General features: G+C 52.0%; 14 protein-coding genes and 1 pseudogene. 6 read left to right on the top strand and 9 right to left on the bottom strand.

Annotated elements, in window-relative coordinates:
• Positions 1-132, top strand: a pseudogene (locus ACUU1M_RS13250) (glycosyltransferase); the annotation flags it as partial.
• On the opposite strand, the gene ACUU1M_RS13245 reads toward ACUU1M_RS13250, so the two are convergent.
• From ACUU1M_RS13245 to gpmM, 3 genes are read right to left on the bottom strand one after another with little or no spacing between them, the layout of a single operon-like run.
• A complete protein-coding gene (locus ACUU1M_RS13245; protein WP_000483846.1) occupies positions 119-1078 on the bottom strand; it encodes a divergent polysaccharide deacetylase family protein in 960 nt (319 codons plus the stop codon). The pseudogene ACUU1M_RS13250 and the gene ACUU1M_RS13245 sit on opposite strands and share 14 nt — an antisense overlap.
• A gap of 3 nt (positions 1079-1081) precedes the next feature.
• On the bottom strand, positions 1082-2341 hold the full coding sequence (gene envC / locus ACUU1M_RS13240) for a murein hydrolase activator EnvC (protein ID WP_000196264.1): 1260 nt from the start codon (positions 2339-2341) through the stop codon (positions 1082-1084).
• A gap of 33 nt (positions 2342-2374) precedes the next feature.
• Complete coding sequence (gpmM, locus tag ACUU1M_RS13235) at positions 2375-3919, bottom strand: 2,3-bisphosphoglycerate-independent phosphoglycerate mutase (RefSeq protein WP_005077712.1); 1545 nt, start codon at positions 3917-3919, stop codon at positions 2375-2377.
• Positions 3920-4163: 244 nt separating this feature from the next.
• On the opposite strand from gpmM, the gene ACUU1M_RS13230 reads away from it, so the two are divergent.
• From ACUU1M_RS13230 to cysE, 5 genes are all read left to right on the top strand, one after another.
• Complete coding sequence (locus ACUU1M_RS13230; protein WP_005052206.1) at positions 4164-4595, top strand: rhodanese-like domain-containing protein; 432 nt, start codon at positions 4164-4166, stop codon at positions 4593-4595.
• 141 nt (positions 4596-4736) lie between these two features.
• On the top strand, positions 4737-4988 hold the full coding sequence (grxC, locus tag ACUU1M_RS13225) for a glutaredoxin 3 (protein WP_000024392.1): 252 nt from the start codon (positions 4737-4739) through the stop codon (positions 4986-4988).
• Positions 4989-5050: 62 nt separating this feature from the next.
• The gene (secB, locus tag ACUU1M_RS13220) at positions 5051-5518 is read left to right on the top strand and encodes a protein-export chaperone SecB (RefSeq protein WP_000003377.1); all 468 of its coding nucleotides are present in this window, start codon (positions 5051-5053) and stop codon (positions 5516-5518) included.
• The gene (gene gpsA / locus ACUU1M_RS13215; RefSeq protein WP_001076183.1) at positions 5518-6537 is read left to right on the top strand and encodes an NAD(P)H-dependent glycerol-3-phosphate dehydrogenase; all 1020 of its coding nucleotides are present in this window, start codon (positions 5518-5520) and stop codon (positions 6535-6537) included. Before secB ends, gpsA begins: the two co-directional genes overlap by 1 nt.
• A gap of 79 nt (positions 6538-6616) precedes the next feature.
• A complete protein-coding gene (gene cysE / locus ACUU1M_RS13210) occupies positions 6617-7438 on the top strand; it encodes a serine O-acetyltransferase (protein ID WP_001277561.1) in 822 nt (273 codons plus the stop codon).
• Between the two features lie 52 nt (positions 7439-7490).
• Here cysE and trmL read toward each other — a convergent pair whose 3' ends face one another.
• The 6 genes from trmL to ACUU1M_RS13180 form a co-directional block, all read right to left on the bottom strand.
• A complete protein-coding gene (trmL, locus tag ACUU1M_RS13205) occupies positions 7491-7964 on the bottom strand; it encodes a tRNA (uridine(34)/cytosine(34)/5-carboxymethylaminomethyluridine(34)-2'-O)-methyltransferase TrmL (protein ID WP_000932346.1) in 474 nt (157 codons plus the stop codon).
• A 158-nt stretch (positions 7965-8122) separates the two neighbouring features.
• Positions 8123-9313, bottom strand: a complete 1191-nt coding sequence (lldD, locus tag ACUU1M_RS13200) for a quinone-dependent L-lactate dehydrogenase (protein ID WP_000586964.1) — start codon at positions 9311-9313, stop codon at positions 8123-8125.
• Positions 9310-10086 carry a transcriptional regulator LldR gene (gene lldR, locus ACUU1M_RS13195; protein WP_000636500.1) on the bottom strand — a complete coding sequence of 259 codons (777 nt, stop codon included), beginning with the start codon at positions 10084-10086 and terminating at the stop codon, positions 9310-9312. The genes lldD and lldR overlap by 4 nt, the downstream gene beginning before the upstream one ends.
• Positions 10086-11741 (bottom strand): L-lactate permease, encoded by a 1656-nt coding sequence (gene lldP, locus ACUU1M_RS13190; RefSeq protein ID WP_005052212.1) that lies wholly within the window; start codon positions 11739-11741, stop codon positions 10086-10088. The genes lldR and lldP overlap by 1 nt, the downstream gene beginning before the upstream one ends.
• A 367-nt stretch (positions 11742-12108) precedes the next feature.
• On the bottom strand, positions 12109-16770 hold the full coding sequence (locus ACUU1M_RS13185) for a YadA-like family protein (protein WP_152028935.1): 4662 nt from the start codon (positions 16768-16770) through the stop codon (positions 12109-12111).
• A gap of 43 nt (positions 16771-16813) precedes the next feature.
• Entirely contained in the window at positions 16814-17497 is a 684-nt protein-coding gene (locus ACUU1M_RS13180) for a DUF3251 domain-containing protein (RefSeq protein ID WP_001049544.1), read from the bottom strand.
• Positions 17498-17728 lie beyond the last annotated feature (231 nt).

Here is a 17728-nt window from a genome sequence, read left to right as displayed (position 1 = left end):
CGCCTGATTACCAATGTGCGCAGCGTGAAGGTCGGTTACCAAGCGTTACTGTGGTCTTTCCGCTTATGGCAATGGCGCGACAAAACGCGGTCGCACCATCGCATTACGCGTAGCGCCTTTAATTTGCGCTAGCGTTAAACTTCGCCGCTTCGGGCTGTTTGCCCCAGCCTTGCCACTGATGCTGGAAGTAAACGATCAGCGTGCTCTGGCTGATGCTTTCGCTTAATACTTCAAAGAAGCGATTAGCATAAACAGGTTCTATCGGTTTCTTCGGTTTGCACAGCTTCACGCCACGGAACGGATTACGCGGTGCATCAGGCACAGCGTTTTTCGGCGGTCTAGAAGTATCAACCTGCGGTTCATTCAGCAAGCTGCTGGCTTTCACCAGCGTAATGTCTGGCGGCAGGTTATAAACCATCTGTTGTAGCACGCGTACCGTTGAAGGGTGAGGATGCCCAATGGCAATGGTTGAACCGTTGTGACGCGCCAGATCAATTGCGCGATTAAATTGCACACGGATGTCCGCTTCGTTCTGCGAATCGTCGAGGAACACCTTCCGTTTGATCACCTTCACGCCAGTACCTTGCGCGGCGCGCATCGCCTGGGTATTACCGATGGTTACGCTGTCGAGGAAGTAAAGATTGTAACGCTCCAGCGCCTGCATCACTTTCTGCATACCAAACAGGTTAGAGGTCATCTTGCTGCCCATGTGGTTGTTGATCCCCACGGCATAGGGCACGTTATTGACCGCACTACGAATAATGCGCTCAATTTCGTCGCTGCTCATCTCCGGGCGTAGCGTATTTTTCTCCAGCGGCTGTTTACTCAACGGTGCCATCGGGAGATGAATCAACACTTCGTGACCGCTGTTATGCGCTTTGGTCGCCATCTCTCTGGCGTGCGGTGAATCGGGTAATACAGCGACGGAGATAGCGGAAGGCATCGCCAGCACCTGGTTTTCGTTGTGCGGGCGATACCCAAAATCATCAATGACGATGGCAAGTTTGCCAGCAAGTACGGGGGAGGAGAGCGCCAACAGAGCGGCAAATGCAAGAACGTTACGACGAAATGGAAACAAAACTTATCTTCCCAACCACGGCTGTGGATTGACCGCCTGACCCTGGCGGCGAATTTCGAAATAGAGTGAAGGCCGACCCTGACCGCCACTGCTGCCCACCAGTGCAATTGGCTGGCCCGCGCGAACCTGCGAACCAACGCTCACCAGTGCGCTCTGATTATAGCCGTAAAGACTCATGTCGCCTTTACCGTGCTCAACCACCACCACCAGACCGTAACCTTGCAGCCAGTCAGCCAGAATCACTCGACCGTCGGCAATTGCTTTAACTTCAGTACCTTCAGAGGCACCGATAACCATCCCTTTCCAGCGTAATTCACCCTGTAGCTGCTCGCCATAGCGATGCAGCGTCGGCCCGCGAACCGGCCAGAATGCCTGACCACGCGGCGCACCCAGGCCACCAGTTCGGGACATCAGCGATTTTTCGCTTTCGGTCGGTTTGTAGGTGGTGCCTTTGCGCGTCGCTTCTTTCTGGCGCTCGCGAACCGCCTGGGCCTCACGCGCTTCTCGTTCAGCACGCGCTTTCGCCGCGGCTTCCGCACGGGCAATGCTGTTACGCAGACGGGATTCGTTGGCACGCAGTTCACTTAGCTGCTGCTGACCTTGCTGGATGGAAGATTCCAGCCCCGCCAGCGTCTTTTTACGCTCGTTCAGAGCCTGAGTCAGTTTCGCCTGTTGGGCGCGCTGTTCATATAACAGCGTTTGTTGCTCGCTTTGTTTCTCTTCCAGTTCAGCACGCTGCATGGTGACTTCTTCACGCGTTTGCTTCAACTGGGCAATGGTTTCTTGTCGCGCCTGGTTGAGATAGCCGAAATAAGCCTGTAAACGCTGTCCACGCTGGCTTTCTTCACCGCTGAGAATTAGCTGAATACCGGTATGCTCGCCCTGACGGAATGCGGCATCCAGTTGTGCGGCGAGGCTGCGCTCCTGGGCGGCTTTTTGCTGCTCCAGTTTGGCAATCGACGCGTTCATCTCATCAATCTGTTTATTGAGTTGATTGAGCGTGTTTTGCGTTTCGCGCAGCTTACGGGTGGCTTCAGAGATCGCTTCTTCCTGCTTTTTCAATTGTGCGAGCAGGCTTGCGCGTTGTTGTTGCTTTTGGCGTACCGCGCGCTCTTTTGCGGCGATATCGGCCTGAATAGATTTGAGTTGGTCACGCTCATCCGCGTGGGCGGAAAAGGCGCACAACAATACGCCAGCGCTAAGAACGCTGGCGTAGATGATGGGCCTGATTGCAAACCTGCGCGGTTTCACGGCCCGTGTCATGGTATTAATCGCCTTTCCCCTCATGGGGAGGGATTATTCCACGATGAACAGCGGCTTACCAGTCATCTCTTGCGGGATTTCCATACCCATCAGCGACAACATGGTCGGCGCGATGTCAGAAAGTTTGCCGCCTGCAACCGCTTTCACGTTCTTATCACCAACGTAAATCAGCGGAACTGGCAGGTTGGTGTGTGCCGTGTGTGCCTGACCCGTTGCCGGATCGCGCATCTGTTCAGCGTTACCGTGGTCAGCGGTGATCAGCAGTTGTCCACCCACGGACTCAACCGCTTTCGCGACTTCTTCCACGCAGTGATCCAGTGCTTCAACCGCTTTAACCGCCGCTTCCATCACCCCGGTGTGACCTACCATGTCGCCGTTCGGATAGTTACAGATAATGGTGTCGTATTTGCCGCTCTTGATGGCCGCAACCAGTTTTTCGGTCAGCTCTGCGGAGCTCATTTCCGGTTGCAGATCGTAGGTAGCCACTTTCGGTGAGTTGATCAGAATGCGATCTTCGCCTTTGAACGACTCTTCTACGCCACCGTTGAAGAAGAAAGTAACGTGGGCATATTTTTCGGTTTCGGAAATACGCAACTGAGTGTTGTCGTTTTTCGCCATCCACTCGCCGAAGGTGTTAACCAGGGAAGCGGGTGGGTAAGCAACCGCAGTTTTGATGTCAGCGGCGTATTCGGTCAGCATCACGAAATCGACGTTAACCACTTTCTTACGCGCGAAGCCATCGAAATCAGCGTTCACGAATGCACGAGTGATTTCACGCGCGCGGTCAGCACGGAAGTTCATGAAAATCAGCGCATCGCCGTCTTCCATTGCCGCATCTGGCTGACCTTCTGCACGAATAACGGTCGCTTTCACGAACTCGTCGTTTTCGTCGCGAGCATAAGCTGCCTGCAAACCAGCAACGGCAGTATCGGCCTGGAACTCACCCTGCGCCAGAGTCAGCAGGTCATAGGCTTTTTCAACGCGATCCCAACGGTTATCGCGGTCCATCGCGTAGTAACGACCAATGATGGACGCTACGCGGCCTTTACCCAGCGCAGCAAATTTCTCTTCAAATTTTTTCAGCGAGGATTCAGCACTGCGCGGCGGGGTGTCGCGACCGTCAAGGAATGCGTGCAGGTAGATTTTTTCTGCGCCGCGTTCAGCTGCCAGTTCTACCATCGCCATGATGTGATCTTCGTGGCTGTGTACGCCGCCTGCGGAGAGCAGACCCATAATGTGTACTGCTTTACCTGCGTTTTTCGCTTTATGTACCGCGCCAGCCAGCACTGGATTAGCAAAGAAAGCGCGATCTTTGATTTCAACGTCCAGACGAGTCAGGTCCTGATACACGATGCGGCCGGCACCCAGGTTAACGTGGCCTACTTCGGAGTTACCCATCTGACGGTCAGGCAGACCGACTTCCAGACCGGAAGCGTCGATCAGGGTATGCGGACGATTGGCCCACAGTGCATCCATTACCGGGGTTTTAGCACTAAAAATGGCGTTATCCTGCTGTTCTTCACGATAGCCATAGCCATCCAGAATCACCAGTACCATAGGTTTTTTAGAAACCGACATTGCGACAACCTCATACTCAAGAGTCAAAATTTGCGTAATTTTACTACAGCTGAATCGATCAAATAGCCTCTGAAGATCAAAATATACGACCGCTCGCGGCAAGCCGATGCCAGATTTGCGCTTTTTTTTCGTCGTGCCCCGCAAAATTGCATTCCAGTTAACGCGCTGGCTGTATTTGCCGCACCGCGCAGGTATACTCCTTTCCTGGTTTTTTTAATCACTACGTCGGGAGTTGTTACCCCCCATGCAAGAAATTATGCAATTTGTTGGCCGTCATCCCATACTGAGTATCGCCTGGATCGCGTTACTGGTGGCGGTTCTTGTGACTACGTTTAAGAGCCTGACCTCGAAAGTGAAGGTGATTACTCGTGGTGAAGCTACGCGTCTGATCAACAAAGAAGACGCTGTGGTTGTGGATTTACGTCAGCGTGATGACTTCCGTAAAGGCCATATCGCAGGTTCTATCAATCTGTTGCCGAGCGAAATCAAAGCCAACAATGTTGGTGAGCTTGAGAAGCACAAAGACAAATCGGTTATCGTGGTAGACGGTTCTGGCATGCAGTGCCAGGAGCCTGCAAACGCGCTGACGAAAGCTGGTTTTGCGCAAGTATTCGTGCTGAAAGAGGGCGTTGCTGGCTGGGCTGGCGAAAACTTGCCTCTGGTGCGCGGCAAATAATTTACCTGTCGTCTTTCATGATGCAGGCCGTTAGCTGCAATTAGGCCCCCAGCGACTTATTGTTATAAGCTTCTGGGGACACTCCATTTTGCAGCCGCCCTGCAACATGAAATTTCAGGGTAAAAAAACAGGAGCTAAATTATGGCCAATGTTGAAATCTATACCAAAGAAACCTGCCCGTATTGCCATCGTGCAAAAGCACTGCTGAGCAGCAAGGGCGTGAGTTTCCAGGAGTTGCCGATCGATGGCAATGCCGCCAAGCGTGAAGAGATGATCAAACGCAGCGGTCGCACCACGGTTCCCCAGATTTTTATTGACGCACAGCACATTGGCGGCTGTGATGACTTGTATGCATTGGATGCACGTGGTGGACTGGATCCCCTGCTGAAATAACGTGTGAACGTTGGCATTACATTGCGCAGTATTTAAGGACAACACTTAAGGGTTTTCTACACATGTCAGAACAAAACAACACTGAAATGACTTTCCAGATCCAACGTATTTATACCAAGGATATCTCTTTCGAAGCGCCGAACGCGCCGCACGTTTTCCAGAAAGATTGGCAACCAGAAGTTAAACTTGATCTGGATACGGCATCTTCCCAACTGGCAGATGACGTATACGAAGTGGTACTGCGTGTTACCGTAACGGCCTCCTTGGGCGAAGAAACCGCGTTCCTGTGTGAAGTTCAGCAGGGCGGTATTTTCTCCATCGCGGGTATCGAAGGCACCCAGATGGCACATTGCCTGGGCGCATACTGCCCGAACATTCTGTTCCCGTATGCTCGTGAGTGCATCACCAGCATGGTATCCCGCGGTACATTCCCGCAACTGAACCTTGCGCCGGTTAACTTCGATGCGCTGTTCATGAACTATTTGCAGCAGCAGGCTGGCGAAGGTACTGAAGAACATCAGGATGCCTGATGAACCAACGTAATGCTTCAATGACTGTGATCGGTGCCGGCTCGTACGGCACCGCTCTTGCCATTACCCTGGCAAGAAATGGCCACGAGGTTGTCCTCTGGGGCCATGACCCTGAACATATCGCAACGCTTGAATGCGACCGCTGTAACGCCGCGTTTCTCCCCGATGTGCCTTTTCCCGATACGCTCCATCTTGAAAGCGATCTCGCCACTGCGCTGGCAGCCAGTCGTAATATTCTCGTCGTCGTACCCAGCCATGTCTTTGGTGAAGTGCTGCGCCAGATTAAACCGCTGATGCGTCCTGATGCGCGTCTGGTGTGGGCGACCAAAGGGCTGGAAGCGGAAACCGGACGTCTGTTACAGGACGTGGCGCGTGAGGCCTTAGGCGATCAAATTCCACTGGCGGTTATCTCTGGCCCAACGTTTGCGAAAGAACTGGCGGCAGGTTTACCGACAGCTATTTCGCTGGCCTCGACCGATCAGACCTTTGCCGATGATCTCCAGCAGCTGCTGCACTGCGGCAAAAGTTTCCGTGTTTACAGCAACCCGGATTTCATTGGCGTGCAGCTTGGCGGCGCGGTGAAAAACGTCATTGCCATTGGCGCGGGGATGTCTGACGGTATCGGTTTTGGTGCGAATGCGCGTACGGCGCTGATCACCCGTGGGCTGGCTGAAATGTCGCGTCTTGGTGCGGCGCTGGGTGCCGATCCTGCCACCTTTATGGGCATGGCGGGGCTGGGCGATCTGGTGCTTACCTGTACCGACAACCAGTCGCGTAACCGCCGTTTTGGCATGATGCTCGGTCAGGGCATGGATGTACAAAGCGCGCAGGAGAAGATTGGTCAGGTGGTGGAAGGCTACCGCAATACGAAAGAAGTCCGCGAACTGGCGCATCGCTTCGGCGTTGAAATGCCAATAACCGAGGAAATTTATCAAGTATTATATTGCGGAAAAAACGCGCGCGAGGCAGCATTGACATTATTAGGTCGTGCACGCAAGGACGAGCGCAGCAGCCACTAACCCCAGGGAACCTTTGTTACCGCTATGACCCGGCCCGCGCAGAACGGGCCGGTCATTATCTCATCGTGTGGAGTAAGCAATGTCGTGTGAAGAACTGGAAATTGTCTGGAACAATATTAAAGCCGAAGCCAGAACGCTGGCGGACTGTGAGCCAATGCTGGCCAGTTTTTACCACGCGACGCTACTCAAGCACGAAAACCTTGGCAGTGCACTGAGCTACATGCTGGCGAACAAGCTGTCATCGCCAATTATGCCTGCTATTGCTATCCGTGAAGTGGTTGAAGAAGCCTACGCCGCTGACCCGGAAATGATCGCCTCTGCGGCCTGTGATATTCAGGCGGTGCGTACCCGCGACCCGGCAGTCGATAAATACTCAACCCCGTTGTTATACCTGAAGGGTTTTCATGCCTTGCAGGCCTATCGCATCGGTCACTGGTTGTGGAATCAGGGGCGTCGCGCATTGGCAATCTTTCTGCAAAACCAGGTTTCTGTGACGTTCCAGGTCGATATTCACCCGGCAGCAAAAATTGGCCGTGGCATTATGCTCGACCACGCCACGGGCATCGTTGTGGGTGAAACGGCGGTAATTGAAAACGACGTATCGATTCTGCAATCTGTGACGCTTGGCGGTACGGGTAAATCTGGTGGTGACCGTCACCCGAAAATTCGTGAAGGTGTGATGATTGGCGCGGGCGCGAAAATCCTCGGCAATATTGAAGTTGGTCGCGGCGCGAAGATTGGCGCAGGTTCCGTGGTGCTGCAACCGGTGCCGCCGCATACAACCGCCGCTGGCGTTCCGGCTCGTATTGTCGGTAAACCAGACAGCGATAAGCCATCAATGGATATGGACCAGCATTTCAACGGTATTAACCATACATTTGAGTATGGGGATGGGATCTAATGTCCTGTGATCGTGCCGGATGCGATGTAATCATCTATCCGGCATACAGTAACTAATCTCTCAACAACGCTCCCGGATATCCCAGCTGCCGCCAGGCTTCATACACCACTACCGACACCGCATTGGACAGATTCATGCTGCGGCTGTCCGGCACCATCGGAATGCGAATTTTTTGTTCAGCGGGCAGGGCATCAAGAATGCTCGCTGGCAGGCCGCGTGTTTCCGGGCCGAACATCAGATAATCGCCATCCTGATAGCTTACGGCGCTGTGAGCAGGCGTACCTTTCGTGGTGAGGGCAAACAGGCGCTGGGGATTTTCTGCTTCGAGGAACGCGCGATAGTCATGATGACGCGTAACGGCGGTAAACTCGTGATAGTCCAGCCCCGCGCGGCGCAGGCGCTTGTCGTCCCAGGCAAATCCCATCGGTTCGATGATATGTAGACGAAAGCCGGTATTAGCGCAAAGACGGATGATGTTGCCAGTATTTGGCGGAATTTCTGGTTCGTAAAGTACGATGTTTAGCATACTGCCCCCTTAGTGCGGGGGCAGGATAGCAGAAAATTGGTGAACCGTGCGGCCTTTTCCCCTCACCCCGGCCCTCCCCGGAGGGGCAAGGGAGAAAAACAGCGCCGAACGGTCCCCTCTCCCTGAGGGAGAGGGTTAGGGTGAGGGGGCGCAAACGACTATGCCGCATTCCCTTTCGCCATCGGAGCCAGTGCCGTAGGCAACTCTTTACCCAGCCCCTGCACCAGCGAATCTTGCGTAATTTCACTGATCGATTTCGCGCCAGTCAGCGTCATCGCCACTTTCATCTCTTTTTCGATCAGATTTAGCAGGTTAGCTACACCCGCCTGGCCCGCTGTTGCCAGCGCATACAGGAAAGCACGACCCAGCAGTACGGTGTCGGCACCGAGCGCAATCATACGCACGACATCAAGCCCGTTACGAATTCCGCTATCCGCCAGAATGGCGATATCACCTTTCACCGCATCTGCAATAGCGGGCAACGCACGAGCGGAAGAGAGTACACCGTCCAGCTGGCGGCCACCGTGGTTAGAAACCACAATTCCATCAGCACCAAAACGTACTGCATCGCGCGCATCTTCCGGATCGAGGATCCCTTTGATCACCATCGGGCCATCCCAGAAATCGCGGATCCACTCAAGGTCTTTCCATGAGATGGACGGATCGAAGTTATTCCCCAGCCAGCCGATGTAATCTTCCAGTCCGGTCGGTTTGCCGAGATAAGCTGAGATATTACCTAAATCATGTGGACGACCGTTCAGGCCCACATCCCACGCCCATTGCGGATGCGTCACCGCCTGCAAGTAGCGGCGCATTGCCGCATTTGGGCCGCTCATACCTGAATGCGCATCACGGTAGCGTGCGCCCGGTGTCGGCATATCCACGGTGAAAACCAGCGTCGAACAACCCGCTGCTTTTGCTCGCTCCAGCGCGTTACGCATAAAGCCGCGATCGCGCAGTACATAAAGCTGGAACCACATTGGGCGCTTGATGGCTGGCGCGACTTCTTCAATCGGGCAAACGGAAACCGTCGAGAGAGTAAACGGAATGCCATGCGCGTCCGCCGCTTTGGCTGCCTGAACTTCGCCACGACGCGCATACATGCCACACAAACCCACCGGTGCCAGTGCTACCGGCATCGACAATTTCTCATTAAACAGCGTCGTTTCCAGGCTTAAGTCGGACATGTTTTTCAGAATACGCTGGCGCAGTGCCACTTCTGACAAATCTTCCACGTTGCGGCGCAGCGTGTATTCAGAATATGCACCACCATCCATATAGTGGAACAGGAACGGCGGCAGAATGCGTTGCGCTGCGGCGCGATAATCGCTGGCTGCGGAAATAATCATGCGTTTTTCTCCCTCGAATGCTCATTATGCTCACCGGGCAGGCGGGTAATCCGTGCGTGGCGAGCCTGATCTTCATCGAATCGTTTCATGGTGGTGTGAACAAAACTAAGGTGCGCCATCATTGCTTTACGCGCCCCGTCGGCATCACCAGCAAAAATGGCGTCAATGACAGCCTGATGTTGTTCGGTCAGTTGTGAAAAAACCGGTGGCACCAGATACATCCGCTGACGGCTATGCTTCACTGAGGATTGCAGGACATCGAAGAAACCGCGCATGGTTTGCAGCAGCACGATGTTATGTGAGGCTTCGGCAATCGCCAGATGAAAACGAACGTCCGCTTGTGAGGCGATATCCGGGTCTTCACTTAGCGTTGCTTCAAAGCAAAGCTGAATCTTTTCTTTGTCGCCAGGTGTGGCGCGCATTGCCGCATGCCATGCGGTGCTGGCTTCAATGGCGTAGCGGGCTTCCAGAATATCGAAACTGTAATCCGGATCATCGGCCATCAGCGTTTTTAGCGGCTGGACGATGTTTTGCTCCGACCATGTGTCATGACGCCAGCGAATAAACGTCCCGCCGCCGCGTCGACTGAGCAGCACGCCTTCGCTCACCAGTTTTGCCAGCGCCTCGCGTAGTGAATTACGTGATACGCCGAGTTGCATCGCCAGTTGGCGCTCAGCGGGCAACTTCATGCCCGCTTCCAGGTTTTTTTCATCAATCAGCGCCCGCACACGATCGGCAACCTCGTCTGACAGGCGTCTGGGTAAAACAATCATTAAGGAATCATCCACGTTAAGACATAAGCCTGAAGCGTGGTGATCACGCCCACCATACAGGTGAAGATCAGGCTGTGTTTGACAGTAAAGCGGAACAAATCAGACTCTTTGCCCACCAGGCCTACCGCCGCACAGGCGATAGCGATAGATTGCGGGGAGATCATCTTACCGGTGACGCCACCGGTGGTATTGGCGGCAACCAGCAACAGATCAGAGACGCCAATTTGTTGTGCTGCGGTGGCTTGCAGCGCGGCGAACAGGGCGTTAGATGAGGTATCCGACCCGGTCAGGAATACCCCCAGCCAGCCGAGGAACGGCGAGAAGAAGGTGAATGCATGACCGGTGTGCGCCAGTGCCAGTGCCAGTGTTGATGACAGTCCGGAATAGTTCGAGATAAAGGCGAACGCCAGCACCATGCCGATGGAGTAGATGGGTAGAGCCAGTTCTTTCAGCGTGCTGCCGAAGGTGCTGATAGCGTCAGACGGTTTCATCTTCAGCCAGACAATCGAGAGCAGTGCAGCAAACAGAATGGCGGTGCCGGTGGCAGAGAACCAGTCAAACTTAAACACGGCGGCATAGGCTGTAGCCTCGCTGACCACTGGTGGCATACGGGCAACCAGTTTATTGAGGTACGGCACCGGAATGTTGATCACCCACTCATACAGCGCACCACCCGATGCGAACAGGGCTTTAAACGGCGGGATGCTCCACAGTGTTACGGTAGCGGTCAGGAACAGGAACGGTGTCCAGGCACGTAACACCTGACCCGCGGTGTAACCGGTGTGGGCCAGCGTCATATCAACCTGTGACGCCCCCAAGTCACCGAAGCGGAATACGCGAACTGGTTGCCAGCGTTTGAGGAACAGCGTCAGGCAGAGCAGTGATACCAGCGAAGAGATAATGTCCGGCAGCTCCGGCCCAATGAAGTTAGAGCTAAGGTACTGAGCGATGGCAAACGAGCCGCCTGCAACCACGACCGCAGGCCACGTCTCTTTGATACCGCGCCAGCCGTCCATAATCGCCATGATCCAGAACAGCACGATAATCGTCATAAACGGTAGCTGACGCCCCACCATCTGGCCAATCTCAAAGCTGTCGATGCCTGTTACTTGTCCGGCAACCAGGATTGGAATGCCCATCGCGCCAAATGCCACTGGCGCGGTGTTAACAATCAGGCACAGTCCGGCGGCGTACAGCGGTTTAAAACCCAAGCCGACCAGCAATGCGGCGGTAATTGCTACCGGTGCGCCAAAGCCTGCGGCTCCTTCAAGGAAAGCGCCGAAACAGAAACCGACGATCAGCATTTGCAGACGCTGGTCAGGGGTTATCGAAAGAATAGACGAGCGAATGATGTCAAACTGCCCGGTTTTCACCGAGATCTTATAGACGAACACTGCTGCAATAATGATCCACGCGATGGGCCACAAACCATAGAAGAAGCCATAAACCACCGAGGCCAGCGCGTTAGCGACCGGCATTTTATAGAACAGCAAAGCCACGGCAAGGGCGATTGCTACCGTCCATGAGGCGGCGACGTATCCTTTCAGTTTGAGCTTAATCAGCGCAAAGAAGAAAAACAGGATGGGAAGCGATGCTATCAGACTGGAAAGCCAGATATTCCCGGCGGGATCGTAGTTTTGTTGCCAGAGATTCATTGCAGGTCTCCTAGAGTCCACGCACATCGTGTAATGAGTCTGTTGCTCATCTCCTTGTCACACGTTGTGTAAAAGTGGCACTGCCAATTGTGTTGTGTAGGGATAATGACAATGAATGGTTAACTAAATGTTATGTATTGGCAATATTGATGTGAGTTTTAATTGGGGAATTGTGAACCAGAGGTCAGATAAGTGAAGAATTGGTAGGGCCAATTCTTGTGGGGGGAGATGTCTGGTAAAGAAAAGGGCAATCCTCATCAGAGAATTGCCCTTAGATTGTTGACCCGGAGCGCCTTATCTTGCCTGATGCGCGTAACGCATCAGGCAATTTGGCGTTTGCCCTTAGTCACACTAACTTAATGGATCATTACCACTGAATACCGGCACCGAGTGCGGCGGAGTATTCACCCTGGCTATTGGTACTACCTTGTAATTTGTAGACCCAACGACCATTGGCGCTCACCATCGATACACCTAAAGCAACTGCCGATTCACCGTTGTAAGTACCGCCACCAATAGAAGCCATGCTGGCACCCGGTGTATAAGCCTGCGGCAGACCGGTCATTGCCATTGCAGAAGCGATACCACCGCTCAACTTGCTTTCAGTTTTAGACAGTTTGTTATCCATCTCAACCATCCGCTGATCGGTGTATTGCTTCGTTTCCTGCGCGCTTTGCTTCAACTGCGCGTAGTTCACCGCGTCGTTGTTGTTGACGCCAGCGGAGACGTTGCTGATACGAGTCGTACTGCCGTTGCCACCACCGAGGGTGATATTGCTATAGTCGATAGAACCATCAGCTTTGGTGTCGTAGCGCACTCCGCCTGCTTCAGAAGATTTCAGCTGCGACACGTTAACCGCATCGGTGGCATTAACACTGGCAGCTACGTTGGTGATACGGCGTTGGTTAGTAGAAGAACCTACAGAGATTGTATTTTCTTCCTCTGCAACGGAACCGGTACCCAGTGCGACGCTGTTGTCAGCGGCAGCAATGGAACCAGAACCAATAGCAACGCTATCTTTACCCTGGGCGTTGGCATCTACGCCATCGGTGTTGGTCTTGAAGTACTTGGTGCTACCGGTGGTGACAATGTCGCCAATACCGTTTTCGATATTAGTAACGCGAGTATCCAGATTAGTGACCTGATTGTTCAGGTTAGTAATGCTCTGGGTATTTTGCGCTACGCGCTCATCAGTGACTTTCAACTGACCCACGTTAACCGCATCGGTATCCGCTGAACCAGCTGCGACGTTTGTGATCTGACGTTGACCGTCTTCACTACCGACAGAAAACTCACCTACAGAGTTCTGCGGTGCGTCCATGTTGTAGGCGGTGTAGCCAGTCTGTGCACCACGGGTGGTCTGAGAACCGTTACCCATTGCGATACTGTTTGCATGGTTTGCGCGTGCGTTACTGCCGATAGCAATGCCGTTGATCGCATCAGCCAGAACCAGAGTGTTCAAACCGATACCAATACCTGCATTACCATTAACGACAGTTTTCGCACCCATTGCCAGCGAGTCTTCACCAACGGCCAGTGAGTCTTCTGCCGTTGAGTTGGCGTGAAAGTACTTGGTTGGCGTAGTGGCGACCGCTCCAATAGCGTTCTGCAACTGGCGAACCGTAACGGCGTCATGGGCTTCTGAACCATCAGCTACGTTGATGATTTGGCGGTATTTACCGTCATCACCAATTGACAATGCACCTAGCAGTTCGCCGTCAGTGGTGTCATAACCAATCACCACGCCATTTTCCGTTACGCTAGTGTCACGAGAACCTTTGGCAATCACACGGCTGGAAACGGAGCTGCTACCCAGCGCAATACCGGTATCAACGGTGCTGCTGCTGTTCTGACCAATGGCTACGCTGCTGGCACCAGACGCGACAGCGTTATAACCTACAGCTGTAGCGCCGACACCAGAGGCGCTTGCATCGTTAAAGGCTAAATCGTTGTCGTTAGTACGAACGTAGTTGATACCAGCGCCATTTTCTTCGATATAGGTTGCGTCGGTGTTACCAGCGAGCTGATTGATAATTTGGGTGTTCTGCTCAATCATCATATTCGTCGCATTCAACTGAGAACCGTTCACTGCATCGGTACTGTCCTCACTAATACTGCCATTAGCGACATTAGTGATGATGCTGGCTTTACCGTCATGGCTGGCATTGTAGGCTCCAGCACCGCCATTGGCAGTCTCATCCCACAGCAGGGCGTTATCATCAAGCGCATCCAGGGCGTCACCGACGTTGTTGTACTCGGCGTTCGCAATGGTGTAAGTCGGTGCGGTGATGGTGCCGTCAGCGTTGACTTCTGCGTCACCACCCAGCGCATCAGCGATGTACTTATTGGTGGTATAGAGTTGTGAGCCGTTAATCGCGTCGCTGCTGGCAGCAGAGATTGCACCGTTAGCGACGTTAGTGATTACACTGGCAGTTTTATCTTTTCCGTGAGCGGCGCTAAATGCACCATTTTCACCGGCGTCCGCATCCCAGAGCAGAGCGTCGTCAGGAGTGGTATCGATAGCATTCAGGGCATCACCGACATTATCGTAATCAGCATTAGCAATGGTGTACGTCGGCGCAGTGATGGTGCCGTCTGCATTGACTTCGGCACCACCCCCCAGCGCATCAACAACATAACTGCTCACGCCGTGGAGTTGTGAGCCGTTTACTGCGTCAGAATTGGAGTCTGAAATTTCACCATCTGCGACATCAGTGATCACGCTTGCGTCACCATTAGTACCGTGTTTGGCACTGAATTTACCTGCGGTGGCATCCCAAAGCAGAGCATCGCCGAGAGACGTGCTAAATGAGGAGTTAATCGCAGCCAGTGCATCGCCGACGTTATAATAATTTGTTTCACCGATTTTGTAGGTTGGACCGGTAAACACACCGTCAGTATTCACAGAAGCATTGCCGCCGAAGTAGGTGGCGATATTGCTGCTTAAGCCATAAAGCTGGCTACCGTTAATGGCATCGGAACTGGTTGCAGTGACTGTGCCGTCCAGGATATTGGTGATTTTGCTGGCGGTATTGTTGCCATGAGCTGCAGTGAAGACACCATTGTCCTTATCCCATTTCAGCGTATCCTCACCAAGATTAGTCACCGTCTCAGTCAGATTAGAGATGTTGGTGGTGTTAGTGGCGATATTGGTGGTATTCGTCGCCACGGCATCGTTGGTGGTTTTCAGCTGAGAGCCGTTAACGGCATCGGTGCTGCCAGTCGTCAGGTCGCCATCTTTAACGTTGGTTATTTTGCTGGTGGTCTCGGTGCTATGAGCTGCCGTGAATACACCATTGTCCTTATCCCATTTCAGCGCATCCTCACCAAGATTAGTCACCGTCTCAGTCAGGTTAGAGATGTTGGTGGTGTTAGTGGCAATATTGGAAGTGTTATTGGCGATATTGGTGGTATTCGTCGCCACAGCATCGTTGGTGGTTTTCAGCTGAGAGCCGTTAACAGCATCAGTGCTGTCAGCCGTCAGGTCGGCATCTTTAACGTTGGTGATTTTGCTGGTGGTATCCTGGCCGTGAGCTGCACTGAATGCCTTTTTAGTTTCGTTCCAGAGCAGGGCATCAGCCTGAAGGTCACCAACGGAATCCGTCAGGTTGGTGATATTGGTGGTGTTGGCTTCGACATCGTCATTGGTAGCTTTCAGTTGGGAACCGTTAACCGCATCCTTACTGGAGGCTGAAATCGTGCCATCCGCAACATCGGTGATTACGCTGGCAGTTGGGCTACTAGTACTATGAGCAGCGCTGTATTTGCCTTTGGTTTGGTCCCATTGCAGGGTGTTTTCATCAAGTACAGCGAGCGCAGCCCCTACGTTATTTTTGCTACCATTTTTTAAATTGTAGGTTGGTGCTGTAACAGTACCGTCATCAACATCTACTGCAGCCCCTCCTCCAAGCTTTTTTGCTACCGAGTCGCTAATGGCATAAAGCTGTGAACCATTAATGGCATCGTAACTGTCAGCCTTGATCGCGCCATTTTTCACATTAACGATCTTGCGTTTTAATGAACTATTGCCGACAGAGACGGTATTGTCTAAATCCGCAATGGAATCTGCGCCCAGCGCGACAGAGTTAATACCGTTGGCACTGCTATTACTACCAAGCGCAAGACTCTTATCACCAGTTGCATTACTGGCTGTGCCTAAGGCAATGGTGTTTAAGCCTCTCGACTGGCTACCATTACCCAGAGCGATGGCATCCACGCCATCAGCTTTGTTGCCCTGGCCTATGGCGATTGCATTATCTGCCAGAGCCTGGCTGCCATTTCCTAATGCGATAGTATTGACTTTATCGGCAAGGCTTCCGAACCCTATTGCCATGCTATTAGTCCCTTTTGCCTTCGCATTATTGCCAATAGCAGTTGCATTTTCAGCGGCTTCGGTCTCAGCACCTATCGCAATAGCGTTCGCTGCGCTGGCAAGTGATTGTCTGCCAAATGCGAGGCTGTCAGTACCGCTAGCTACACTGCTACGCCCCAGGGCAATGGCGTTTGCTCCTTCCGCTTTGGAAGAGTCCCCCATAGCAATAGACAATTTACCCAATGCTTTTGAATAACGGCCGAGGGCCATTGAGTATTGGCCCAATGAATACGAAGAGGCACCCAGTGCTATACTTCTATCGCCTTCTGATATTGCACTAACCCCAAAGGCCATTGATGCACCACCAATCGCATGGGTTTTTGACCCGATGGCAGAGCTATATTGGCCTTCAGCTATAGCGTCATAACCCACAGCAGTACTGGAACCACTGGTGTTCATAAAAGTATTTGCTTTCGCCCCTTTGCCTATAGCAACCCAGCCGTCGCCAGCTGATCCACTACCGTAATCAACACCCTGACCGTTGTCATTCCCGGCATTCGCCAATGCCCCAAACGACGACAACATTCCACCCGCAACCAGCGCAGAAATTAACAGCTTACTGCGCCCAGATTTCTTGCCACGGCTTTTTGCCGTTTCGCTGGTAACAGTATAATTCCCTGTCGCAGGGTTCCAGATAACTTTAAATATTTTGTTCATTAATGATGCTCGCTATTCCTTGTTATAAGCGTACTAACTGCATTTATTTTTTGCTTCTTTTCTGCCGATTTTCAGCAGAGGGAAGATTGTCGAACTGAATATTTTCCATGTTGATGGCTAACTTCAGATATCCCAGGTTATTGGGCGATACACCCTTCAGGGTCAAATTAATGTCTTGCCATTGACCTGGTAATAATTTCAATGTGGATTTCATTGATGTGTTGAAAAGTAATTGTTGCCACCGGGCAAACTCTTTGGCATCGACAGGTTTTTCACCACCCCATGTCGCATTAAAACCAATGTTTGAGATAGGTGTACTTAATAAGTTGACCAGTGAGATATGAATAACACTACCATTCTCTGTGGCGTCAATGGATAACACTCGACCCGCTAAAGCCACCGAACCGTTGTTCAGGATGAAATACTTCGTTTTTGCTGGGTTAAACTCGGTAAAAATAAAAGTATTTTGTTGGTCTTTAACGGATTTAATTACGTGAGTTAAAGTCTTTGTACTGTTTATTATGCCAGTTTGTTGTTTTTGAATAGTTTCGAGTTGACTCTTTAGCTGTGCTTGTTGTTTTTCAAGTAGCACAATTTTATTATTATGTTCTTCTTGTTGTTTCAGTAAACTACTTTCTGGCTTGCCTTCTTCAATGTAGTCACATCCCGTTAATGCGCAGAGAACTGAAACAGTGACAGCACTGAAAAAAATCTTCTTCAAGTTCATGTAAAAATCCTTATTTCCTCCGACCAGCGATCAATGCCGGTAGAGTTGTCCATTGTATTATTGGTGAGCTATGTTGCTTTACATTAATGACAGTGATGTGTGTCGATTAAATATTGTTTTAAGCATTCATCATAAAAATGTATCATTCGTTTCAAAAGATGTCTGTGTTTGTATGAATATATTATTTTTCGTGGATTCTAATGATGATTATTAATAAATGTCAAATATGAA

This window comes from Shigella sp. SIG6, assembly GCF_053555815.1.
Note: the sequence above shows the minus strand (reverse complement) of the source record. Positions and strands in the feature narration are given on the sequence as shown.

Coding starts and splice junctions, on each gene's coding strand:
- trmL (WP_000932346.1), bottom strand. CDS start 7,964: ATGCTAAACATCGTACTTTACGAACCAGAAATTCCGCCAAATACTGGC.
- cysE (WP_001277561.1), top strand. CDS start 6,617: ATGTCGTGTGAAGAACTGGAAATTGTCTGGAACAATATTAAAGCCGAA.
- ACUU1M_RS13180 (WP_001049544.1), bottom strand. CDS start 17,497: ATGAACTTGAAGAAGATTTTTTTCAGTGCTGTCACTGTTTCAGTTCTC.
- secB (WP_000003377.1), top strand. CDS start 5,051: ATGTCAGAACAAAACAACACTGAAATGACTTTCCAGATCCAACGTATT.
- lldP (WP_005052212.1), bottom strand. CDS start 11,741: ATGAATCTCTGGCAACAAAACTACGATCCCGCCGGGAATATCTGGCTT.
- gpsA (WP_001076183.1), top strand. CDS start 5,518: ATGAACCAACGTAATGCTTCAATGACTGTGATCGGTGCCGGCTCGTAC.
- ACUU1M_RS13185 (WP_152028935.1), bottom strand. CDS start 16,770: ATGAACAAAATATTTAAAGTTATCTGGAACCCTGCGACAGGGAATTAT.
- ACUU1M_RS13230 (WP_005052206.1), top strand. CDS start 4,164: ATGCAAGAAATTATGCAATTTGTTGGCCGTCATCCCATACTGAGTATC.
- lldR (WP_000636500.1), bottom strand. CDS start 10,086: ATGATTGTTTTACCCAGACGCCTGTCAGACGAGGTTGCCGATCGTGTG.
- gpmM (WP_005077712.1), bottom strand. CDS start 3,919: ATGTCGGTTTCTAAAAAACCTATGGTACTGGTGATTCTGGATGGCTAT.
- grxC (WP_000024392.1), top strand. CDS start 4,737: ATGGCCAATGTTGAAATCTATACCAAAGAAACCTGCCCGTATTGCCAT.
- lldD (WP_000586964.1), bottom strand. CDS start 9,313: ATGATTATTTCCGCAGCCAGCGATTATCGCGCCGCAGCGCAACGCATT.
- envC (WP_000196264.1), bottom strand. CDS start 2,341: ATGACACGGGCCGTGAAACCGCGCAGGTTTGCAATCAGGCCCATCATC.